The organism is Actinoplanes sp. L3-i22 (assembly GCF_019704555.1).
GTDB lineage: Bacteria > Actinomycetota > Actinomycetes > Mycobacteriales > Micromonosporaceae > Actinoplanes.
In genome coordinates, this window is record NZ_AP024745.1 from 2,640,622 (window position 1) to 2,662,985 (window position 22,364).

General features: G+C 65.9%; 17 protein-coding genes. 1 reads left to right on the forward strand and 16 read right to left on the reverse strand.

Annotated features, from left to right (window positions below; genetic code table 11):
- Positions 1 to 19 precede the first annotated feature (19 nt).
- Positions 20 to 925: an S-4TM family putative pore-forming effector gene (locus L3i22_RS11790; RefSeq protein WP_221327004.1), complete on the forward strand. Its 906-nt coding sequence runs from the start codon at positions 20 to 22 to the stop codon at positions 923 to 925.
- Positions 926 to 1,213: 288 nt separating this feature from the next.
- Here L3i22_RS11790 and L3i22_RS11795 read toward each other — a convergent pair whose 3' ends face one another.
- From L3i22_RS11795 to L3i22_RS11870, 16 genes are all read right to left on the reverse strand, one after another.
- Positions 1,214 to 2,341: a three-Cys-motif partner protein TcmP gene (locus L3i22_RS11795; protein WP_221327005.1), complete on the reverse strand. Its 1,128-nt coding sequence runs from the start codon at positions 2,339 to 2,341 to the stop codon at positions 1,214 to 1,216.
- A 91-nt stretch (positions 2,342 to 2,432) separates the two neighbouring features.
- The gene (locus tag L3i22_RS11800) at positions 2,433 to 3,188 is read right to left on the reverse strand and encodes a DUF5131 family protein (protein ID WP_221327006.1); all 756 of its coding nucleotides are present in this window, start codon (positions 3,186 to 3,188) and stop codon (positions 2,433 to 2,435) included.
- 138 nt (positions 3,189 to 3,326) lie between these two features.
- On the reverse strand, positions 3,327 to 4,814 hold the full coding sequence (locus L3i22_RS11805) for a class I SAM-dependent DNA methyltransferase (RefSeq protein WP_221327007.1): 1,488 nt from the start codon (positions 4,812 to 4,814) through the stop codon (positions 3,327 to 3,329).
- Positions 4,807 to 6,165 (reverse strand): restriction endonuclease subunit S, encoded by a 1,359-nt coding sequence (locus L3i22_RS11810; RefSeq protein ID WP_221327008.1) that lies wholly within the window; start codon positions 6,163 to 6,165, stop codon positions 4,807 to 4,809. Before L3i22_RS11810 ends, L3i22_RS11805 begins: the two co-directional genes overlap by 8 nt.
- On the reverse strand, positions 6,162 to 8,927 hold the full coding sequence (locus L3i22_RS11815; RefSeq protein WP_255658134.1) for a type I restriction-modification enzyme R subunit C-terminal domain-containing protein: 2,766 nt from the start codon (positions 8,925 to 8,927) through the stop codon (positions 6,162 to 6,164). Before L3i22_RS11815 ends, L3i22_RS11810 begins: the two co-directional genes overlap by 4 nt.
- A 9-nt stretch (positions 8,928 to 8,936) precedes the next feature.
- Positions 8,937 to 9,764 (reverse strand): trans-aconitate 2-methyltransferase, encoded by an 828-nt coding sequence (locus tag L3i22_RS11820; RefSeq protein ID WP_221327009.1) that lies wholly within the window; start codon positions 9,762 to 9,764, stop codon positions 8,937 to 8,939.
- 14 nt (positions 9,765 to 9,778) lie between these two features.
- The gene (locus tag L3i22_RS11825; protein WP_221327010.1) at positions 9,779 to 10,858 is read right to left on the reverse strand and encodes a hypothetical protein; all 1,080 of its coding nucleotides are present in this window, start codon (positions 10,856 to 10,858) and stop codon (positions 9,779 to 9,781) included.
- On the reverse strand, positions 10,858 to 11,676 hold the full coding sequence (locus tag L3i22_RS11830) for a thiopeptide-type bacteriocin biosynthesis protein (RefSeq protein WP_221327011.1): 819 nt from the start codon (positions 11,674 to 11,676) through the stop codon (positions 10,858 to 10,860). Before L3i22_RS11830 ends, L3i22_RS11825 begins: the two co-directional genes overlap by 1 nt.
- Before the next feature lie 19 nt (positions 11,677 to 11,695).
- Positions 11,696 to 12,934 (reverse strand): lanthionine synthetase C family protein, encoded by a 1,239-nt coding sequence (locus tag L3i22_RS11835; protein ID WP_221327012.1) that lies wholly within the window; start codon positions 12,932 to 12,934, stop codon positions 11,696 to 11,698.
- A complete protein-coding gene (locus tag L3i22_RS11840) occupies positions 12,931 to 15,969 on the reverse strand; it encodes a lantibiotic dehydratase (protein WP_221327013.1) in 3,039 nt (1,012 codons plus the stop codon). Before L3i22_RS11840 ends, L3i22_RS11835 begins: the two co-directional genes overlap by 4 nt.
- 94 nt (positions 15,970 to 16,063) lie before the next feature.
- Positions 16,064 to 16,240, reverse strand: a complete 177-nt coding sequence (locus tag L3i22_RS11845; RefSeq protein ID WP_255658135.1) for an FxLD family lanthipeptide — start codon at positions 16,238 to 16,240, stop codon at positions 16,064 to 16,066.
- A 69-nt stretch (positions 16,241 to 16,309) separates the two neighbouring features.
- On the reverse strand, positions 16,310 to 17,521 hold the full coding sequence (fxlM, locus tag L3i22_RS11850) for a methyltransferase, FxLD system (RefSeq protein WP_221327014.1): 1,212 nt from the start codon (positions 17,519 to 17,521) through the stop codon (positions 16,310 to 16,312).
- A gap of 603 nt (positions 17,522 to 18,124) precedes the next feature.
- On the reverse strand, positions 18,125 to 18,943 hold the full coding sequence (locus L3i22_RS11855) for an SAM-dependent methyltransferase (RefSeq protein ID WP_221327015.1): 819 nt from the start codon (positions 18,941 to 18,943) through the stop codon (positions 18,125 to 18,127).
- Positions 18,944 to 19,090: 147 nt separating this feature from the next.
- Complete coding sequence (locus tag L3i22_RS11860) at positions 19,091 to 19,696, reverse strand: GNAT family N-acetyltransferase (RefSeq protein WP_255658136.1); 606 nt, start codon at positions 19,694 to 19,696, stop codon at positions 19,091 to 19,093.
- A 29-nt stretch (positions 19,697 to 19,725) separates the two neighbouring features.
- Positions 19,726 to 21,234, reverse strand: coding sequence for an APC family permease (locus L3i22_RS11865; RefSeq protein ID WP_370644536.1), 1,509 nt, complete (start codon positions 21,232 to 21,234; stop codon positions 19,726 to 19,728).
- A 76-nt stretch (positions 21,235 to 21,310) separates the two neighbouring features.
- Positions 21,311 to 22,291 carry a GPP34 family phosphoprotein gene (locus L3i22_RS11870; protein WP_370644442.1) on the reverse strand — a complete coding sequence of 327 codons (981 nt, stop codon included), beginning with the start codon at positions 22,289 to 22,291 and terminating at the stop codon, positions 21,311 to 21,313.
- Between the last annotated feature and the right edge of the window lie 73 nt (positions 22,292 to 22,364).

The window sequence follows — 22,364 nt, forward strand, 5'->3', positions numbered from 1 at the left end:
CACACCACAGGCCCGGCCCGTGCCCGAAGGATCGTCGGCCCGCATCACCCAGCGCCAGGATGAGTCGCAGCACCTCGACCGGCTACTCGCCTATAGCCGCGATTTCCAGATTGCCCACCGCTGGCGCCGCGCCCGCGCCCTCGGCACGTTCGCTCTTGCCGCGGTCGGCCCGTTCATATCGTTGTTCTTCCCTGCCACCACGGATCTTGTCGCCGCCATCAGCGCCGGATGGCTTGTTCTCGGCCGGACTCTGCTGACCGGAATGGAACAACGAGCCACCCAGCACGCCGCCCGAGTTCAAGAACTATACGACACCAACCTCTTCCACATGCCCTGGAACACCGCACTCGCCGGCCGCAAACCCGCGCCCGAAGATGTGGCAGCCTCCGCCCGCCACATCACCGACGACAGCAACTACCGCAACTGGTACAGCGTCGACCTCGGCACCACCCCCTGGCCCGCCGACGCACTGCTCTGCCAGCGCCAAAGCATGGTGTGGAGCCGCCAGGAACACCGCGCCTACAGCGCCACCATCCTCACCACTGGTGTGATCTGGTTCATCATCGGACTCGCCATCGCCCTCGTCAGAGACATCAGCCTCGCCGACTACTTGATCAAGATCTTCCTACCAAGTGCCCCAGCATTCCTCGACACCATCGAACTCGCTCGACAGCATTGGCAACACTCGAATGCACGACAGCAGGCAGAGCATAAGATCGACGATCTTTGGCAGGCGTACATCGCCCGGCCGGACGCACTCGCCATCAGTGACTGCCGTCAGGTCCAGGACGCAGCCTTTCTACTGCGCCGTGACGGACCTCGAGTACCGAACCTGTTTTACAAAATCCGCCGGGCGAAATCGGAAGCCAATACGAAAGCCGGAACTGTAGCCCTGCTGAGTGAAGGCAGTGCTAAGCATCCATGAGCGGTCTAAAACGTCCTCACTGAGTTGTTGCCTGGCTGTCCCGGAGCAAGATGGGCTGCTCGGTGCCACCCCTATTCATAGCCACCCGCTCATGGAATCACGCCTGACAGAAATGAACCGCATACTCGCAGCTCAAAGGTCAATCGTGACCTTAACAGCTATCCGCGAACGCACTTGCTTGCCGATCTACCACATGTCGTCGGCGATAGCGCAGCTACGATCGGAAGCCTCTCACGGTTGGTTCGGTCCGCGGGCAAAGCGATTACGCCTGTCTCCCCCCATTGAATCTCATAGAGCCATCGACTGGGGTGCGCCATGGGGATCTAGCGGCGCGGAGGTGTGGTGGACCAAAGAGCGGATCTTCAGCGGCTTGCGGTCTCCGGTCCGGATGATCCCTTTTTCGAGCAGTGGTATCAATGATCGGATCACGTGTTCTGGCCGGTAGACGGTCTCGAAGAGTGTGAAGGTGCGCAGGTCTTGGACGCTAGTTGGTCCGTTTTCCCGTAACTTCCGTTCGAGTAGACGTGTCAGGGGGCCGAGGATCGGTTCGTCGATGTCGAAGAGGGTTTCGGCTTGTTCGTCTCGCGGGTCGCGGAAGCCGACGCCTTGGACGGGGTCGACTTCCCACAGGCTGTCTTTCATCTTCTGCACGCCGAGGGGGTGCCCTGTGCCGAAGACGAGGTAGAGCGGCTGGCCGTGCCGGGGAACGAGCTCGAAGTCCAGCAGGTATTTGAATCCAGCGGTCTTGAGGGTCTGGCGGTAGCAGGTCAGGATGTGTCGGCTCTTTGCTGCGGGCGCCAGGTCGGTCACGGTTCGCCAGGTGGGGTCACCTCCGAAGAGTTCGTCGCCGGCCTCACCCATGTCGCTGACGAACCGGACGAAGTGCTGAGGGAAGAAGGTGACGATGACTTCGCTGGACACGTTCGTCGCGAGACGTTTGAGGAGACGGTAGGGAATCGGGGCATTTCCCCATGAATCAAGATTGGCGAAGATCGGCTTGCCCCAGGCGTGCATCCCGTCCAGGGCTGCTTCGAGATGGTCCTTGCAGGTGCCGGTGACGACTTTGACCGGCATCGCATCCTCGGATCGTGGCCGCTTCGGGAAGGTCTCTTTCAGCGTCTTGTTGAGCAGGTCGGTGCATCGCTTGTCGTCATCGACGAAGATGATCCGCGCGACCCCTTTGTCCGCTGGGACTTGGCTGGTGAGAGCCTTGATGGCGACAATGGGAGAGCCAAACTCTCCGCCACTGTAGATGCCGGGGCCGGAGAAGCCCTCGGCATACGTCACTGACGGCCACGGCTTCGATCGGCGGTTCAGGAGGATGGGGAACCATCGCTCCAGATAGCGACGGTAGATGTCGTGCTTGGCGCCTGTGTGCTCATCGCGTTTCCACGGCACGTCGCCTTTGACCGGCATACACCCTCCTGGCTACAAATAGTCAGGAGTCAGTCTCTCACCGCTACCAAGGCAAAGGGAACCCGTCAGTCAGCGACCGGAGCGGCTGGACTCATGCCGGCGCGATGGAGGCCCGGCGAGGCATGGCTGAGTGTTTGCGCCCGTCGAGGTCACGTCCACCGGCCTTCGGCGTCCGCCCGCCCCATTGCTTGAAGAAGAATGCAGTTCCAGAGGCTTCACATTGATCGCGGATCCCTCGTACCCAATCTGGATCCATCGGCCGGCAGTTGCTCCCGGACTCACCGCCGACGATCAGCCAGTCGATCCCAGTCAGGTTGAGAGCGGGAAGGGGGCCGAGCAGCGGTTCGGCGGAGACGAACAGCACGGCTGCGGGTACACCCCGCAGCTCATCGACTCTGCTCAACTGGTCAACGCTCTCGACGCTGACCCCCATCCATACGTTCGGCGGCCAGTCGAGAAGCGGGGCGACCTTCGCGAGTCGAGCCGCGCGTTTGGTGAGTACCTGGTAGGTATGCCGGGGCGTCTCTCGCATGACATCGAATACCTGACTGACATAGTCCAGCGGAACCCGCGCGTGGAACAAGTCGGACATGGAGTTGACGAAGACGACGCGTGACTCCCGCCAGCGACGGGGAATGTCCAAGGCGTCGCGGTGAACTGTGACTCCGAAGCCTGGGCCCGATGTTCGGGGGTCGCCGTCGGCTTGGTACTTAGCGGACCCCATGGCCTTCAGCCTCTTGGCAAGGGAGAGGGCGTAACAGTTGTCGCACCCGGGTGAGACACGGTCACATCCGGTCGTCGGGTTCCATGTCGCCTCGGTCCACTCGATGCTGCTGCGGTCTGCCATCAGATCACCTCCCCTGAGGTACCAATACTGTCGAACATCTGTTCTGTAAGGAAGAGATCACGCGATGTTGCACTCGACTGGTATCTGCGACCGACCGTGGAGCGTGGGGCACATGCGATCTGCTGCGGCTCCACTCCACTACAGCTGATCCACCCCCGTGGCCGCCTCCAAAGCGGCGGCGACGGCTTCGAACTCGACGAGCGCGGCGGTGAGATCCTCAACGATCTCGCGGGCTATGACCTCGGGGGCGGGCAGATTGGCCATGTCTTCGAGAGACTCGTCACGAAGCCAGGTGATGTCGAGGTTGGTCTTGTCGCGAGCGATTAGCTCGTCGTACGTGAAAGGCTTGAACCGTTCGGTTTCAACTCGCTCGGAGCGGAGTTTTCCCGGCAGGTAGCTGGCGACGAAGTCGTCAAGGTGGGTCCGGCGCAGCGGGTTCTGCTTCAGGGTGAAGTGCTGGTTGGTCCGCAGGTCGTAGATCCACAGCCGGTCAGTCCAGGGACGTTCCGCGGCGGGCTTTTTGTCGAAGAACAGCACATTGGCCTTGACACCCTGGGCGTAGAAGATCCCGGTGGGCAGCCGCAGCATGGTGTGCAGGTCGAAGTCGTGGAGCAAGCGACGGCGCAGAGTTTCGCCGGCACCGCCCTCGAACAGCACGTTGTCGGGAAGAACCACCGCAGCGCGACCGTGGATAGCGAGAATGGTGGCGATGTGCTGCACGAAGTTGAGCTGCTTGTTGGCGGTGGTGACCCGGAAGTCGGTGCGGGAGATGGCCCGCTCCTCGCCGGCCTCCCGACCGTCCGCACCGACCATCGTCAAGGACGACTTACGGCCGAACGGCGGGTTCGACAGCACGACTGAATAGCGGTCACCGGGGTCGGCGATCAAGGCATCCTTGACGTCGATGAGGCTGTCCCCGGTGGGGGTGCCGATGCCATGCAGCAGCAGGTTCATCGCGGCGAGCCGGGCAGTGCCATCCACCAGCTCGACGCCGTGCACAAATCCGTCACGCAGGTGAGTGCGTTCGGCCGGGGTCAGAGTTTCGGCGTTGCGGGCAGCGTGGTCGTGAGCTGCGAGCAAGAACCCACCGGTCCCCGCTGCCGGGTCGACCACGGTGTCACGAACGGTCGGGCGTACGCAGTCAACCATCGCCTGGATGACCGCGCGCGGCGTGAAGTACTGCCCGGCGCCGGACTTGATGTCCTCGGCGCCCTTGGACAACAGTTCCTCGTACGCGTCGCCCTTGACGTCCGTGCCGGTCGCCGACCAATTCTCCTTGTCGATCAGGTCCTTGATCAGGCGCTTGAGCTTGGACGGGTCCTGGATGCGGTTCTGCGCCTTGCGGTAGATCGTGCCCAGCGTGCCGGGCTGCCGCGCCAGCTCCTCCAGGATGTGACGGTAGGTGACTTCCAGGTCATCACCTTCGGCGTCGAGTAGCCGCTGCCACGAGCAACTCTCGGGGACGATGCGTTCCGGTCGCAGCGGACGAGTTTCCCGCTCATGAGCCATCTTCAGGAACAGCAGGTATGTCAGCTGCTCGGTGTACTCAATCGTGCCTACCCCATCGTCGCGGAGGACGTGGCAGTACGACCACAACTTGTCTACAAGCCGCCGCGCCTCAGACACCCGCCAACTCCTCAACCATATCTACGTCACATGCCAGCCCGGTCAACCGCCCGGTAAAGGCCGCATCCAGAAGCGACTTACGCAAGGCCTCTGATCGGGCCAAGCTAGACGTCACCTGCTTGGTCAGCCGATCAATGCCGGCGAGCTGATCACTGATTTGTTGCACCAACCCCGTCTGCATATCTCGCGGAGGGATCGGCAAAGGCATTAGCCGAATTTTAGACAGGCTGATCGAGGCAAGGTTGGTGGTCTGCTTGCCGTTATGTTCGGCCCAAGGCGCGCCCAATGTATTCGCCGCCCATGAGAGAAGCCGTGGATCGATCCTATCGTCTCGCACCCGGGCACGGAAGACGTGGTTCTGGTGGATGCAATCGTCGATCTGACCCTCCCAGATCCAACCCCGGGCGAGTTTGTCGCGGTCTCCGCCTTCGTTAAGTAGGACATCGCCGGGCTTCAGCCGAAGCGCAGCGGCTTTTGACGGAGCGACCCGGATCGTGGCAACGTAGTCCAGCCTGAGGTGGCCACGTTGAACATTCGCCACCCTCAAGTAAGGAACCTCAACGAATGCCGGATCGTCCTGTCGCTTAGAGTCTTTCGTAACCCCGCCAACGACATCAGCGACATCAGCGAGTCGTAGCCATTGCCAGCCGTTAGGCAAAAGGGGGAAGGCCCCGTCATCCACGCCGACCTCAGGCGGCAAACGATGCTCGCGCGGGCCGGGAAGATTTGCCCCAGTCAGGGCTTCGCGCAGAAAAGCCTCACGTAACGCTGAAAGCCTTCGCGTCGAACGAATGAGTCCGGCTTCGGCGGCATCGAGTCTCGAAAGATGGTCTTCAAGAATATCAACGATTCGCCGCTGTTCTGAAATGTCTGGGAAGCTGAAAGGAATGCTACGTACATCGCCTCCAGCGATCCCGGACTGCCCAGCTGTCGTTTTAATCCGAGGCTCAAGGAAGCTGCGCACGGATTGCGATTCCAGATATAAAGCAGCAAATCGACTGTCGATTACGTCAGGCCTTAAAACTACCCTTATCAACTTGTCAGGATGCAATAACGGTCCAGCATGCTTCGGGACTAGCGCACACCTGCCGACCAGGTCCCGGCTGCCGTTGTAGCGCGTAAGGAGAAGATCGCCGGGATCAATAGAAAACTTCGCTACCGTCTCCGCTTCGATCCCGTCGACGTATTTACGAGCAGTCAAGTCCAGCCTTCCGCCCTTAACCGCCGAGATGCGAAGGATCGGAATTCCTCCTGGCTCGTCGGACGGCCGTCGCGCGAAAATGCCGTTGCGAATCGAAATGGCGATATTGCCCAAATTGTCGGTGCGCCATCCGGCCGGAAGGGTGTTCATGCGGTGAGTTCGGTGTTGAGTTGGTCGACCAGGTCCGCGGTGGCCGGGCCGAGGTCGCGGATGGCACCATCGATGCCGCCACGTTCGGTGAACGGGGCGTTATCGAGGTCGTCGGGGTTGATGCCGGCGGATGCAGCGATCACTTGGGCCATGCGGTCGAGCCACCACCTTTGTGTGTCAGTCAGGCAAACGCCTGCTTGTTCTTGCTGGCGCAGCCAGCCCGCGTACCGTTCCCGGACCTTCTCTGCGTAAGGCACGAGGTGATCATCTTGCCCGACGGTGTATCGGATCAACGAGACCAGGTCGGTTAGGGTACGCCGGTCGTTGTGCCAACGGACCCGGGTGGTGTCGATCGCGGCGTACGCGGCCCAGATCAGGTCGGGTGTCCAATTGCGGGGCGGGCGCTGGATCCTGTCGGCGAGTTCCTGGATGTCGGCGAAAGAGATCTTCCGGTCCCGAGCCTCGGTGAGCAACTGGATCGCGGTGATCTCGTCGCGGTGTTCGGTGAGGTAGTCGCGCCAGGAATCGACGATGGACTGGGCGCGGGAGGTGTCGACCACCCCGTAAGCGTCTTCCAGGGCGTCGACGCTGACCTCGTCGATGATTCGGTCGTGCGCTCGGCGCAGTTCGAGGATCCGAGCGCGAAGGTCGGGGTTGGCGGCGATCGGGCGGACCGCCGCATCAAGCAGGTTTTGGATGGCGGCGGCCGGATCGGCCGCTGTCGCGGTGATGCGCGCTTGGGTGTCGGGGTCGACGGCGTCTACCAGGCCGCGGACGATGTCGCGGACCGGGGCCCCGGCGACCTGGTCGAGCTCGACACGTTCTGCTGGTGTGAGCTTTAGTTCCAGCGCCGCCAGCCGGGACGCCAGGGTCGCCGTCTCCGCCTCAGTCAGGGTGAGGGTGGCGGCCTTGTCCAGGAGTTTTTGCAGGCTGATGTTCTTGTCGCGGTTCAGGGGCGGGTCGACGAAGTCGTGTTCGGTGACCCCGACCGCATCCACGATCACGAACCGGGTCTTCTCGGCGGCATCGGGGGTGACGGCCTGGAAGTCGGCGGAGGCGATAGTGCGAGCGCCACGACCCTTCATCTGCTCGAAGTACGCAGCGGAGCGCACGTCACGCAAGAAGAACACGCACTCCAGCGGCTTGACGTCCGTGCCGGTGGCGATCATGTCGACGGTCACCGCGATCCGCAGGCTCGCCGATGTACGGAATGCTTGAAGGTGACCTTTCGGGTCTTTAGCCTGATAAGTGATCTTCGCCGCGAAGTCGTTGCCCTTGCCGAAGACTTCCCGCACGGTAGTGACGACCTCCTCGGCGTGCGCGTCGTCCTTGCAGAAGATCAGAGTCTTCGGAACGGTACTGCGGCCGGGGAAGATCTCGGTGAACAGCCGATCGCGGAACGTTTCGAGCACGAGCCGGATCTGCGAGGTCGCGGTGACCGCCCGATCGAGCTGGCGTTTGGTGTATTCGAGGTCATCATCGAGGGTTTGCAGGCGCTGCACCCGAGTGCGACGGTCGACGGCCGGCACTACGGTCCCGGCTTCGATGGTGGAGCCCTGCTCGCTGATCTGCGTGCGGATGCGGTACAGGTCGAAGTCCACGTTGACGTTGTCGGCCACCGACTGAGGGTAGGTGTACTCCGACACCAGGTTCTGCCGGAAGAACCCGAAGGTCTGTTTGCCGGGTGTCGCGGTCAGCCCGACGATGTGTGCGTCGAAGTACTCCAGAACGCGTCGCCACACCCCGTAGATCGAGCGGTGAGCCTCGTCGACGATCACCAGATCGAACGTCTCCGGCGGAATCTGCTGCTGATAGGTGACGCTCACCGGCTCGTCCGGGACGAAACCATCCAGCCCGGGATCGTCGTCGGCAGAAACAGTGTCGCCACAGAGTGCCTTGTAGACCCGCTGGATGGTCGAGATGACCACACTGGAACTGGCCAGCATGCCCGCTCCGGTCAGCTTGTCGACGTTGTACAGCTCAGTGAAGCGGCGCCCGTCGCCCGGGGTCCGATAGTTCTGGAACTCCGCCACCGTCTGGTCAGCGAGGTTGTTCCGGTCGACCAGGAACAACACCCGTCCGAAGCCGCCGTACTTGAGCAGCCGGTAGCTTTCGGTCACTGCGGTGAACGTCTTGCCCGCACCCGTGGCCATCTGCACCAGCGACCGGTCAAACCGCTGCTCGGCCAAGGAGCGCTCGATCCCGCTGATCGCGGTGACCTGCGCCGGCCGCAGTCCCTCCGCAGGCAGGGCCGGGAGGTGACGGACCTTCGCCCGCCACGTCGGGCGGTCCGGGGCTGCCTGGGCGTCGCGCACGAACCGGGCAAGCGTCTCCGGCCGGGGAAACGTGAACACGAGGCGGGCGCGCGGCTGAGGGTCGTAGCCGTTGGTGAAATGGGTCTCGGAGCCGCTCGCTTCGAACACGAACGGCAACCGGTCGTCTCGGGTCAGCGCCCGCAGGCGTACGGCCGCGGGTAGGCCGGTGGCGTACATGGCCGACTGCCACTCGACCCCGGACAAGGCCGTTCCGACAGGCTTGGCTTCGATCACCCCGACTACCTGCTGATTTACGTACAGCAGGTAGTCGACTCGGCCGTGCCCTGCTGCCATGATCGATTCGCGGACCGCAACGCCAGGCCCGGCGAACAGGTTCAGCGCAGATTTGTCCTGCACCTGCCACCCGGCCTCAGTGAGCTGCCGATCGATCATGACGCGGGCCCTCTGCTCGGCCTGAAGCCGAATCTCACTCACCGAATCCGCCACGTGACTACGCTAACGGACCGAGTCGAATGCCGGGAGCCCGCTACCACGCCGCCGGCCGATCCGGATGAGGAACTCGTTTTCTTCGGGGAAGACGTCGTTGTCACTGAACTCGGCCAACGTCCGAGCGATGGCCACCTCGAAGTCGGCAAGCCGGTCCCCGAACAGATGAGGGGCGGCAAACGAAGTCGAGTAGAGGTAGCCGAGGATCGTCTCGGTCGACCAGAGACGGCGTACTGGGACGCGTAGCTCTTCGACCTGGCAGAACTGAGACTCCTGCATGATTTCGCTGTAGGGGCGGTCGTGGTGGCTGAATATGCCTGTTCCAGCCCGGCGTCGCTCTCCCAAAAAAAAGTCCAGGATGACGGCGCGAACGGCATCTTCCCAAGGGCTGCCTGCCGCCCAGAAGCTGTTGTCGCCGAAGATCACTACGGCGCCGTCCGGAGCAACCTGAGTGGCTAGTCGTTCTAGCACAGTTGCTTGATCGAGCCAGTGGAATGCCCGGCAGATAGTGACCAGATCGGCGTGCCAGTCCTCGGGTGGTGTGAATTCTTCCGCTGAGCAGCATTGCAGAGTCATTCGTGTATTTTTGGGGACTTTGGCGCGTACAGCCGCTTCGGCAGAAGTCAGCATGTCTGCGTCTGTGTCGATGGCGATGATGTCGTCGAACCTGGTCAGCAGTGCCTCGACGACGAGCCCCGTTCCGGTGCCGATGTCCAGAAGCCGTCTTGGATGTCGGCCAAGGACCGCAGCGGCCAGGATTTCGGCGACATCTCGCGGGATGCCGGGGCGGTATTTGCGGTAGTGCTCGGCGGTTCCGGCGAACGTACTCATCGACATCTCTCCGCGGGAATCTACTTGTTTCCGGAAATCGACGTTACTGTCCTTGGCCGCGGACTGCGTATCACCTGCTCAATCCTGATCAGTAGCCGGTTCAGCTGGGCCAGGGATTCGGTAGGGATGCGTCCGCGGTCAAGGCCGCATGCGCGGACAACTTGCCTGAGGCTTCGGACTTGTTCGGCGGTGGCGAGTTTTCGGCAGCCGGGGTGGGCGAGGACGTCTCGGGCGGCGTACCCGTCGCGGTGGGCATGGTGCAGGAGGTCCAGGGCGAGGGTGGCTGCCTCGGGTTGTTCGATGCCGGCAGCGTCGATGAGGCTCAGTTGCAGCCTCGTCCAGAAGACCAACTGGCCTGGTTCGGGTTCAAGGCGTCGGTGTAACTGCGAAGTGTCAGCCCGGTCGGTGTGGGGGCACAGGAGATTGAGGCAGCCTGTCACGGCGTTCTCCCACGGTTCGCCGGGCACGGTGGTTCGGAGTAGGTGGTCGGCCCGGTTTGTGCGTCCGGCGAGGATATGGGAGATGACGGCGATCTGTCGGCCGTCGAGCATGCGTTGTCCGATGCCGTGGTGGTGTTCGAGGCGTTGTCGGGCTTCGTCCCAGCGGTCTGCGGATGCCAGGGCGTGGGCCCCGGTGCCGAGTAGCACCGTCCAGACCCATTGCCGTAGTTCTTGGTGGGCGTCGCCGGTTGGGGTGAGGTCGGCGGTAGTGATGGTGATGCCGTCGATGGTGACGGTGGTGCGGTCGGTGACGGCCTGGTGGAGGGTTTCGAGGATGGTCCAGGCGGTGGTGCCGTCGGCGGCGCGGATGCGGAGCCGGGCGAGGTTGACGATGGGTTCGAGGGCGTTGCGGTCGGGGTGTGGTCGGCTGAGGGTGGCGTGGGCGAGGCGGTGGCACCAGTGGCGGGCCAGGTCGTGGGCGCCGCAGTCGGAGGCGATCAGGGCAGCGAGGTTGAAGACGGCGGTCGCGGTCGCGAGATCCCCTGTCGAGGTGGCTTTGTCGGCGAGGGTGTGCAGGTCCGCGATGCGTTGGGGTAGTGGGGTGCAGGCGGGTCGGGGCCGGGCGATCAATGGGAATCGGCGGGCGGTGCTGGCGTCCATCACGCCGCTGCCTGCTCGGTCTCGGTGGTGATGGTGGGGTCGTTGCCGAAGACGACAGTGCGGGCGGTGCTGGCGAGTGCGGCTTGTTCGTGGTCGGGGATGCCGCGCCGGTTCCAGGCGAAGATGACGTGGTGGGTGAGGACGTCTCGCAGGCCCCGGTGCAGGTGTCCGTCGTCGTTGAGGCGGCGGAGTGCTTTGCCGCTGGTGGTGAAGGCTTCGAGCCAGGTGGTGGCGACGGCGAGTGGGGCTCCGGCTTGGGTGAGGCTGGCCGGGGCGACGGTCAGCAACCGTCGAACCGGGTCGAGCAGGTGTCCGATGGAGTCGGCGGGGTCGCGGTGGTCGGCGGCTCGGGCCCAGACGTCGCCTTGTTCGTACCAGTCCAGGCCGGCTGCGCGCAGCATCTCGGCGCACAGCAGCAGCGACATCTCGCGGGTGCGGGTCGGGCGCGGCGGGCTGGGTGTCGGGGTGAACAGGTGGCGGCTGTCGAGGTGCCAGAGGCGGTGGGCGATTCTCATGGCCCGGTGTCCGCCGAAAGCGTGGACCTCGGGTTCGTAGACGGTCTCGACGACGTCGGCGAGGTGGCCGGCCCGGTGTAGAGCGGTGAGGCAGTCGGTGATGTGGGTGTGGGCGCTGCCGGTGCGCGTGGGCAGGTACCGCAGCCGCCAGTGGGTTCCTTTGCGGACGATGAACCAGGCGCTGACCAGCCGGGTGTCCTCGGCGCGCATGAGGATCGGGATGACGTGGGTGACGGCGGTGCGCTCGGCGTCGCGGTGATCGGCGAATCCGATGATGGCTTGCTGCCAGCCGAACTCGTGCATGGAGTTCTCCGCGGGAGAGTCAGGACAGGAGGAGGAAGGCGTCCCAGTCGGTGTGGCAGGTGTCGGTGTGCGCGGTGTGCAGGGCGAGTACGGCTCCGGCGGTTCCGTTCATGAGCTCCGGCGTGTCGGGCGGCGTGGTCGCGAGTTGCCGGGCGAGGTCGTCGGCCAGATCCGGGATGTGCCTGTTGAGCTGGGCGGCTGTATGGCTGTTGCTGGTGATGGCGGTGCGCCAGGCGGCTTGCAGGAGTCCGGCTTTGCCGTGGCAGAGGCCGGGTTCGGGGAGCAAGGTGCGCCAGGCGGGTTCCCGGATCGCGGCGAGCATCGCGGTTTCGGCATGCTCCTGCCGGACGGTGTCATGGAGGGCGAGCCCGGCAAGTTGCTGAGCGCGGGCGGTTCCGGCGGTGCCGTAGCACCAGGACGGCCGGTGCCGCGACGGTGCCGGATTGGGTGGGTCGGTGACGTACTGGGGCCACCAGTAGGCGCGGCTGCTGCTGTCGGGCTGGCGGTGCTGGTCGGTCCAGGAGCACAGGTGGGCGAGCGCTTCGATGGTGCCGGGTGGGTGCTGACCGGTGCGGATGGCGAGAGCGAGTAGGGCGATGACGGCGCTGATGCCGTGGGCGACGCCGAGGTTGCCGTGCCCGTTCGGGAATCGGGGGTCGGGGGTGCCGGCCAGGCCGGAGTCCAGCCACCAGGGCGGCCGATCGGGTCGGTCCGTGAGAGGTTCGGTGAGCCGGTTCAGGTAGGTGATGACGTCTCGGGTTATCGGGTGGTCGGGGTGGCGGCGCAGGTGGTAGACGCCGTACCCGGTCAGGCCGTGGACGAGGTCGAACTCGCGCATGGGCAGCGGTTGTCCGGCGTCCAGGCGGGCGGTTGCAGCGGTCAGCCGTTCGCGGGTGAGAGCGATGGTCCGCTCGGTGAGGGCGGTCGCGGCGCGCTGGTAGCCGCCCAGGGTGGTGGTGGCGGTGTGTAGGAGCAGAGCCAGGGTGGGTGTGCCGTGGAACAGGTTGGCGTTGGGTCCGGCGCTCACCCCTCCGGTGGCGGCGGCCTGGACCCAGCGGTGAGCGACGGCTTCATCGCCGTTCCCGGAGATGGCGCGTTCCAGGTGCAGCAGGGCGATTCCTGCCGCACCTCCGGCAAGAGAAGCGGGGCGGGTCCGCTCGCCGGAGGACTGGTCGATGATGGTGGGGTCGGCGAGCTGCGCCGCGATGCAGGTCAGTAGATCGCCGGTGTTCTGGCTGGTCGGGGCGGTGTGGGTCATGAGGTGCTCCGGGCGCGGGCGGCCCAGCTGAGGGCGGCGGCGCGGGCGAGGTGCAGGCAGACGGCTTCGGCGGCCCGGTCCGGGCCGGCGACGCGGGTGTGGTGCAGGTGCAGAAGATCGGGCAGCAGCGTGACCGGGTCCACGCCCCTGGCATCCAGAGCGTCCCGGTAGCTGGCGAGGGCGACGGCCCGCGCTTGCCAGGCGCCCAAGACCTGATGGCCAAAGGGCGCTGCGGTCAGGGCGGTGCGGGCCGGGTCGGACAGGTGTACCGCCTGTTGGTAGACGGTGCGGGCGGGGGCGGACCGCTGGGTGCGGACGTGGTCGGTGAGCCATCGCCGGGCTTCGTCAGGGTCGCCGAGCAGGGCGGCGGTGAGGTCGAGCATGCTCGCGGCGGTCAGCGCCTGCAGCGACGGTCCGCCCCGGCTGGTCGTGGCGGTCAGTTGGGCCATGACGGCGGCGGAGTCAGCGGCGAAGAAGGCTTCCGCGGCCGGGTAGGTGGCGGGGCCGCCGAAGCGGGCGGTCTCAGGGTAGTCGGTGTCGAGTTGGGTCCTACTGGTCAGGCCGTGTTCGCGGAGCCGCCGGGCCCACCAGCGCAGGGTTGCCGGGTCGTTGCCGGTCAGGCGCAGCCGTAGGTGCGGGTCGGGATCGTGGTAGCGCTGGAACCACCAGGGGCCGGGCATCTGAGTGAGCAGCTCGCTGAGGTGGTCGGTGAGGATGCGGTCCTGAACCGTTAGGTCGGCGTACACCTTCAGCAGAGTGCGATGGCCGCCGGGTAGGAAACCGTGGTCACGGACCTGCACCACGTCGGTAGGTAACCGGGGAACGGGTACGGGCCGAGCGGTGGCGGCGAGCGGGATGACGATCTCGTGGGCTCGGTCGCCGATCCAACCCGCACCCGCGGGTGCCTGGCTCACGATCGCGACCCGGTAACGGCCGAGGTAGTCGCGCAGCAACGCCTGGTGGGAAGGTTCGTCGAGGTCGATGACCAGGCATTGATCACCGCTGCCCAACGCGACCCTCGGCGGGCAGCCGGTCATCTGGCGCCACTGCCGAAGCCGACTACTCCAGATCGGCCAGGCAGCGGCAGGGTCGGGCAGTTCGTCAGCGGTCAGCCGCCACCGGGCGGCGCTGAGCACGGTCCGGCCGTACCACAGAGCAGGCAGGAAGGGCAGTTCGCGGGCAGCGGGACCCCAATCGAACGGATGGCACGGGGCGGCCAGCGCGGTGCAGGCCTCGGCCAGGAACCGGGTGATCGGCATCATCTGCCGATCCGGTTCCACGGCGGTGATCGGTACCGGCTGGATCGGCCGACGCCGGGAGAGGCAGATCAGATAGAGCTGTTGAGGGTCGGCGGTGACGGCGATGTCGTCCACCGTGATCCGCTCCGGGTTGCCGTCAGCGCGGAATTCACCCAGCGAGATGAGGTACGGCAGGACGCGGGGCGAGCGGGCCACGTCCATGCTGATCGCGTACCGGGTCGGTGCCGCGAGCTGCGAGATCAGGGCACCCTCGACGATCGGTGGGGTGCCCGCTGCGTACGCCGTAGCGAATCGCTGCTGGTCGGCGGGATCGAGCAGGTCCAGGATCCGTCCGGTGCTGGTCCCGGCGTTGCGGGAGACCCGGACCACCGACAGGCTGAACCGGCCGTCGCGGATGCTGTCGAGGTCGGGAGCGTGCGCGCGTACGGTCAGCTCGGTGGTGACCTGCACCGCCTCCGGCCGCTCTTCGCCGCACCAGGCGGCGATCGTCGTGTCGTCGAGAGCGATCTCCTGCTGCCGGGCCAGCGCTGCCCGTTGGGCCACGGCGACCAGGGTCCGGTCTCGGTCGGTGACCGGCGCCGCCGGTGCTGGGGCTGCGTCGGCGAACCCGGCGGGGTAGCCGAGACCGAGGACCGGGTCTACGGCATCGAGCACCGGCACCAGGGCGTACGGGCCGAACCGTTCGAGGAACCGGCGATGCCAGCTCGCCCAGCCCGCCGGCGCCGAAACAGCGAGGCGGGTCAGCGCGGACGCGACCCGGCATGCCTCGGCCGTCACCCCGGCCGGTAGCGCGACGTCGCAGTCCAGCCGCAGATCGACTCCGACCGCCGGCGTATCGGCAACCACGGTGGCGGTGGTCGCGGCGAGGTCACGCCGGTAGGTGGCGGCAGCATCGCCGCTCACGGCATGGTCGTGCTCCTGCTTCTGTTTGACGATGCTCCGCAGCACGTCCACCAGCTCAACCGCACCGCCGTCCCCATCGGCAGTCGAATCCGTGTCCTCGAGAAGCAGACGGTCCAGGACATCCAGCAGGACGGCGAGCGGATCGGTGCAGGTCGTCGAGGGCCGCAGCTCGGTGACAAGCAGCCGCTGCCGGACCAGCTGGGCGAGCAGCCGGTCAACGGCCGCGGACGTCCCGCCACACGCGGCGGCGACCGTCACCGCCAGCTCCCGAAAACGAATCGGCGCGTTGGCGGCGGTGAGGGCAGCGGTGACGGGGGCGGTGGCACGGACCCGGACGTGGACCGGGGCTCCGCCCGGTGCCGTACTGGCGCGGTGCTCCAGGATCAGGTCGCCGCCCCGCTCAACCAGCAGATCGTTCGCGCGGACCCGCAGGTGCCGGCGGATGCTCGGGTCGGCCTCCAACCGATCCAGAACGTGCTCCAGCCATGCGGTTCGGATTCGGGCCACCGGCCGATGAGCCGTACCGAACCGAACCTTGGCCTGGTCCTTGACGGTGGCTGCGGCGACACCGGCGAAAAGTCCGTACGGGGTGGCGCGGGTGGTGGCACGCAGCAGGTAGCGCATGACCGCCAGGACCACCCGTCGGACGTCGCGCTCCGGCGCCCTCCCTGATTGGACAGCGCGGATGCGGCTGGTGAGGTCGGGGCTCGCGTACTGCAGGGCTGCCGCGAATCCGGGGATCTCCAGCGTCCGGGTCAGCCACGGCATCCACGAAGCCGCAGTGCCGTCGATCAGGTCCGGCCACGCGCCGACCTGATCCGGAGTGCAGACTGCCGCTCTGACCAGCACCGCGTCATCCAAGCTCCGGTACACGGCCCCTCCCTCCCGTTCGTTGTGATTCGGCGCAGGTCGGGGTGCCCGGCAACCTGCCCAGGGCACCCCGACAGCTGCTACCGCTTGCCGGTGGTCAGCAGGTGGTGCAGGCGGACTGGCACGTGGTGCCGCAGTTGTCGCCGGTCATCTTGATGATGTGTTGGACGCTGTCGCCGGCCTCGACGAACGTGATGTCCAGGTCGAAGCCGGTCTCCGGCTCGTCGACGTTCGGCGGGACAACGGTGGTGCGTTCGATGGTGGGTGCGGTCACAGCAACCTCCTCTGATCGGGGGGATAGCGGGATCTTCCCGGCCCGCGTGGAAACGGGGCCGGAAACTCTTCAGGACCAGCTGATCGCGAGAATGCCGTGGCGCTTCACCGACCGCCATCCGGCCAGACCGGTGACGTCGGTACCGGCCGGGTAATACACGATGCGGGCGGCACCACGCCGGAAATGGTCGGTGCCCCAGTCCCGGACCAGGGCGAGCATCTGCTCCCCGACCTGCTGCGCCTGCGGCCCGTGCGCCCGGACCCCGGCCTCGTAGCCGCTGGCGAATTTCTCGCTCTCTCGCTTGATCCGGTAGGCGAAGTTGCCGCCTTGGACGAGCACCGGGATGCCATGGCGCACGGCGGGCTCGACGACGCCCTCGTCGACCGCCTTCTGCGCGGCGTGCAGCATCACCATCCCGGAGCCTCCGTTGGTGAGCTGGAACATCGCCAGCTCGTCGGGCATGTCGAACGGGGTTCCGGCCCACAGATCGACCGGCGCACTGCTCAACGCTGCTCGCAGCGCGGGCACGTCGAAGTCGACGTCGTACTGCGGGTCGACGTACAAGCCGAGGTCCGCGGTGATGGGCACCAGCTGCTCGGCGCTGGCCCCGTCCCCCTGCATGGGTACGAAGCCACCGAGCCGGTAGTTGTCGGCCGTCAACGTCTGGCCGGTACGGTCGAACGCGATCATCCGGGTGATCCCGCTGAACCGCAGCGGCACCACGATCCGGCCAGTGTCCGTGAGCTGTTCGAGCCAAGCCTGTGGGACGTCAGCGGCTCCCACGGTGACGATGATCCGGTCATACGGGGCATATTCCGGAACGCCGTACTGGGCATCGGCGAGCACCACGTTGACCCGGTCGTATCCCGTCGCAGTGAGACAGGCACGGGCCCGCTCCACCACGCCGGCGTCGATGTCGACGGTTGTCACCGCGCCGGTCGGGCCGACGACCTCCGCGATCAGCGCCGCGTTGTATCCCCCGGAGCCGATCTCCAGGACCCGCATGCCGGGCTGGACGTCGGCCATCTCCAGCTGGATCGCCTGAATGTGCGTGGCCGAGACGACGCTCGACTGGCTCCCGTCGGCGAACAGCACAGGCTCCAGCGTGGTGTGCGTGTCGTACACCTTGGCAAGGTCGCTCTCCCTAGGGGCGAATGCGTGCCGGGGCACCGTCGCGAGCGCGTCAGCCACCCGTTCGGAGTGCAGTAGGTCCTGCTCACGCAACGAGGCCACCATCGCCGCGCGGAGCACGGCCGGGTCAGGGGTCGGGGTCACTGTCATGATCGCTTCTCATTTCCGGTCATCGGGTCGGTTCTGGTCATGGAAAGGTCTAGCGCCTGGCCCGGGTCGCCTGATGCGGCGCCTCGCGCCGAAGACGGCGTCTCCTCGTATCGAGTGACAGGTGACGCCGGTTTGCTGGCGACACCTGGCCTAGTAGTAGGCGACCTTCGGATCCGTCGGGGCGGTGGGTGGTCGGGGCGCCAGCTCAGGACGGGCACGGGGCCGCGGTCGAGGAGTTGCCAGTCACCGAACAGGGTGGCCGCAGATCGCATCGGCCAACGTGGGGCGACTCGGGCCCGGATTGCGCGTCGGCAACCGCGACGTACGGGAGAAGACAACGACCGCCGTCTCGCGCCGCCAGCAAGGCCCAGAGGATCCACACTTCACGCAGCAGCCCGTCGATTTGGAAGTCGCATGATCGGTGAGAACTGCGCAGGCCGCCACCAATTGCTCGTCAGCGGAGAGCCCGTGGTAGGCATCCCTCGACGGTTCAGATATACCAGCCAGGCTCTTCATCTTCGCTCCTCCTCAGTATAGGTTTGCGAAAAAGTGTGTTCGTTTCGACGATAACTAATTAAGCGCCGGTAGAGGAATGTTGGCTTTCTAGGCTGAGCTTTCAGGTTTGATGGCTACCGCGCCATAAACCGAGACGTCTTCGGCCTTTGGTGTATCGGCAGAGTCACGTCGCCAGTCGCTGACCGCCGTGACGCCGGGGTTGACTAGGTCCAGCCCGTCGAAGAAACGCAGGAACTTCGTACGGCTACGTCCGATGAAGCCCTCAGCCCCCGTAACGCTCTTGGTAGTAAAGGCTCGCGTGACGTCGGCGTCCATAAAGTCGTAGGTGGCGTGCGAGGCGGCGAGGTAGCTGCCGGCGGGTAGCGCCTGCATCAAGGTGTTTACGGCCGTGTACGCCTGCACGTCGTCGGGCAGGAAGTGCAGCACGGCGACGAGCAGCAGACCTACCGGTTCGCGCAGGTCGAGGACGTTTGTAAGGGTTGGGCCGCCGAGAATTTTGGCTGGATCAGTTAGGTCAGCGTCGATGTAGGCGGTGCGACCTGCGGGGTGGCTGGTGAGCAGCGCGCGTGCGTGGCTGAGCACGAGTGGGTCGTTGTCGACGTAGACGATGCGCGCGGCAGGCTCGACAGTCTGGGCGACCTCGTGCGTGTTGGGGGTTAGGGGAAGGCCGGTGCCGATGTCCAAGAACTGCCGGACGCCTGCCTCTTTAGCCAGATACCGGACGGCGCGATGCAGGAACCATCGGTTTTCCCTAGCGGAAAGGCGAATGTATGGATGCAACTTCTCGATGGCGTCGCCGGACTCACGATCGGCGGCGAAATTGTCCTTGCCTCCGAGCCAATATTGGTACCGGCGGGCGGGATGCGCGACGCTAGTATCGATTATCGAATTTTGGTCGACGCCCATCGGCGGAGGCATTTTCTCGGGCTCTCGTTAGGCGGATAAGGCTTCTAGGGTGAGGTGGTGTGCCGTTGCTGGGGGGCTTTCGTGAAACGGCACACCACCTCGGCACCGGCTCGCCAGGCGGGGGCGTTGAGCCGGTCGACCAGATGGTTATCCGGCAGCGCCGGGCCTGGGGGGACGCCACATCGGAAGCGCCTGCGGGCTGTCCTCGGCCAGCAGGTACGGCGGGTGGGGTTGGTAGCCGTGCCGCAGGTAGAGCTGCTGGTTGCGAAGGCCGGTGGCCTCCAGGTACGCCGGGATGGCGTGTTTGTCGAGGTACCGGTGGTGGCACTCCAATAAGGCGCTGCCCAAGCCGTTCCCGCGCAGGCGGGGACGGACGGCGAGGAAGGCGAGGTAGTGATGCGCGCCGGCCGGGTGGTGTTCCTCGAGCGCCGCATCGAGCGCCTGGAAACGCGGCAGCGCTTCCGGGCCGACCGCGTCGGCGAGCCGATGCTGGTAGCGGGGAATCGGCACCGCAGCAATCGGGGCCGAGCCGAGCGTGTGCCAGACTGCCACAGCCTCGCCGTCACCGGCGAGTTCAACCCAGCCGGTGCTCAACGCGTGCTCGGCGAGGATCCGGAAATAGCCCGGGTAAACGGCGGCCCGGGTAGCGGGCTCGGGGATCAGCCAGTCGGCGAAGTCGCCGTCGTGGAAGCCGGTTGCGAGAGTGTCGACGATCGTGTCCAGGTCACCGAGTCCGGCGGTGTGGATCGTCACGTTGGGTGAAGTATGGGTCATGGCCGTGCTCACCGTCGGGCTGCCGCGGGTGCGGGCGGGAGGCCGACGACGGGCGGCTCCGGAGGTCGGCTGGTGCCGATCGCCCGATAGACGTCCGGTTTGGCTAGGCGCAGCCAGGCCGCCCAGATCAGGCCGAGGACAAACAGGACAGCGAAGCTGCCAGGGAAGATCCAGCGCAGCGGGTCATCATCGGCGACACCGAGCAGGGTCTGGAACTGCTGCAACGTCTCAACCAGCACCACCCCGAGCAGCAGCACCGAGACGATCGGGGCTACGACGCCACGTGCGATGCCGATGCCGTAGGACCGGTTGACGACGTGTCGGAAGAATGTAGCGGTCGCGGCGCTGGTGATTACCATCAGCACGAGCACCCCGAAGCCGCCCTCTACGGTCAGTTGGAAGAACAGCTTTGTCAGCGGGTCCCAGCCGTTGATCGCGTACAGGGAGACGATCACCAGGACGATCACGCTCTGCGTGATTGACGCGGAGATGGGCGCGTGGCTACGCGCGCCGGTCTGGGCCAGGCGCCGGGGCAGGACGCCTTCGCGGCCGAGGGTGAACAGGTAGCGCGAGGCCACCGACTGGAACGCGAGCGCGGAGGCGAACAGGCTGGACAGCAGCAGGAAGTGCCCGGTGGTGATCAGCCAGGTCGGCACGTACGGAGCGGCGAGGTTGAACATGGTGTTCGTGCCGTCGCTCGTGCTCTTCGCGACGATGTTGTCGGTGCCGGCCGCGACCACCATCGCGAGGGCGGTCCCTCCGTAGACCAGGCCGACGATGCCGAGCGCGAGATAGGTCGCCAGCGGCACGGTACGGCGCGGGTCTTTCGACTCCTCCGACAGGTTGCCAGTGGCCTCGAAGCCGACGAAACCGGCAATGGCGATTGCGCAGGCGGCACCGAACCCGGCCACGAGGATCTGACCTGGGGAGATCGCGGTGTAGGAGACGTGGCCGCCTGCCGGGTGCGCGAACATCACCACGGCGAGGATCACCGTCACCAGGACCTCGGCACCGAGCAGAACCGCAAGGACCTTTCCGACCACGTCAACGTGCAGCACGCCTAGAACGGCGATGATCACCCAGGCGGCCAGCGCCCACGCCCACCACGGCGTGCCCCAGCCGAGCTGATCGGCCAGCAAGGGCTTAGCGACCGCGCCGAAGCCGCCCAGCAGCCCGGCGCCCATCGTGCTGTACGCGAAGAGCGCGATGGCCCCGGACCCGACTCCGGCGGGCCGGCCCAGCCCCTTCGCCGGGAAGGTGTAGAGCGGCCCGGCGCTGATCGAGCCTCGGCTCATCGCCGTGTATCCGGTACTGAACAGAATCAGCAACGCGGCGATGACCAGATAAGCAAGCGGGATCGCGACGACCCCGGCGACAGCCCATCCGGTCGTCGCGCCACCGGCGACCACCGTCAGCGGGGCGATAGCGCCGCCCACGATCGCCACCACGGTCCACACACCGAGCCGGTTCGCGGCCAGCGCCTGGCTGACCCGGCTCGGTGGCGGTGAGGCTTGCACTGTTGTCACGACAGAAACTCCTTGATGAGGGGAACGACTACGACCCGGCGCGGGCCGCGAGGGGAAATTGAGACGTTCAGTGCAGACGGCTCGCGGAAGCGGCCATCACCGCGTCGAGCCGACGCCACAGCTCAGGAAAGGGCTCCGGCAACCGGTCGGGGGCGCCGAGCAACCTCGCGACCCCGTCCGATGGTTGGCCGTCGAACACCCATCGGTCCGCGCCCGTCGCCCGGCACAGCCCCAGCAACGTCAGATCCAAGTAGTCAAGCTCACCGCCACGTAGCGGATGCAGCAGCCGGATCGCAGGCCACACAGCCTCGTTCGCGTTGGCCGGTCGATAGACGACCGATCTACCGAGCAAACGGCGAGGCCGGCAGACGTGCAGATGCCCGGCATCCACCAGCCTCTGCGAGACCTGATCAGGCGCGAGAGGGGCCAAGTAGGCAAGCCACGTCTCGACCGGCAACAGATCAGGCTCCGAATAGATCACCATCAGGAACTCGTTAGCGATTCGGTCAGGCACCAGCGCAGCGGGTGCACCGCCGGAAATCGCCGCAGCTTGGATGCGGTAGGCCAGGGCCGCACTGACTTCTGAGGCGAGGCGAAGGTGACCCTCCCGATTGAGCACGACCTGGCCGCCGAGCAGCAGTTCGATCATCAACGCCGCGCCCAAACCCAGGCCGATCAACGCGGAGTCCGCCCGTCGGCTCCCCGAGCGGTCGCTGTGTACCACTCGCCAGAAGTCGTCAGCCAGTTGAGGCCATCCTGCAGCCGACCAGGTTCGATCCATCCGGCAGTGGGTTCCGGGCGTGATCAGCCGATGCCGCCACCAGTCATACTCGCCAGGGGCAGGTCTACGTGCCCGGAAGGCGCCGCTGGTCTCCGGCACCGCGGGCTGTGCATACGACGGCGTGGCGGAGACCCCATACCGCCGATCCGGCTGAACGTGGGACGGCGCCATAGGCTGCGAATATGGCCTTGCGCTCGCATCTTCCGCAGGTGACCACGGAGGCCTGGTCGCCATCGCATCCGACGGTGAGTGATGACGGCCGATCATCTCGAACCTCGCCGTCCAGCGTCCGCGCTCAACGGCACAGCCACGGGATTCATTGGACCGCCCTCCCTGGACG

Coding starts and splice junctions, on each gene's coding strand:
- fxlM (WP_221327014.1), bottom strand. CDS start 17,521: ATGACAGTGACCCCGACCCCTGACCCGGCCGTGCTCCGCGCGGCGATG.
- L3i22_RS11825 (WP_221327010.1), bottom strand. CDS start 10,858: ATGGACGCCAGCACCGCCCGCCGATTCCCATTGATCGCCCGGCCCCGA.
- L3i22_RS11870 (WP_370644442.1), bottom strand. CDS start 22,291: ATGATCGGCCGTCATCACTCACCGTCGGATGCGATGGCGACCAGGCCT.
- L3i22_RS11800 (WP_221327006.1), bottom strand. CDS start 3,188: ATGGCAGACCGCAGCAGCATCGAGTGGACCGAGGCGACATGGAACCCG.
- L3i22_RS11835 (WP_221327012.1), bottom strand. CDS start 12,934: ATGACCCACACCGCCCCGACCAGCCAGAACACCGGCGATCTACTGACC.
- L3i22_RS11820 (WP_221327009.1), bottom strand. CDS start 9,764: ATGTCGATGAGTACGTTCGCCGGAACCGCCGAGCACTACCGCAAATAC.
- L3i22_RS11795 (WP_221327005.1), bottom strand. CDS start 2,341: ATGCCGGTCAAAGGCGACGTGCCGTGGAAACGCGATGAGCACACAGGC.
- L3i22_RS11855 (WP_221327015.1), bottom strand. CDS start 18,943: ATGGGCGTCGACCAAAATTCGATAATCGATACTAGCGTCGCGCATCCC.
- L3i22_RS11830 (WP_221327011.1), bottom strand. CDS start 11,676: ATGCACGAGTTCGGCTGGCAGCAAGCCATCATCGGATTCGCCGATCAC.
- L3i22_RS11810 (WP_221327008.1), bottom strand. CDS start 6,165: ATGAACACCCTTCCGGCCGGATGGCGCACCGACAATTTGGGCAATATC.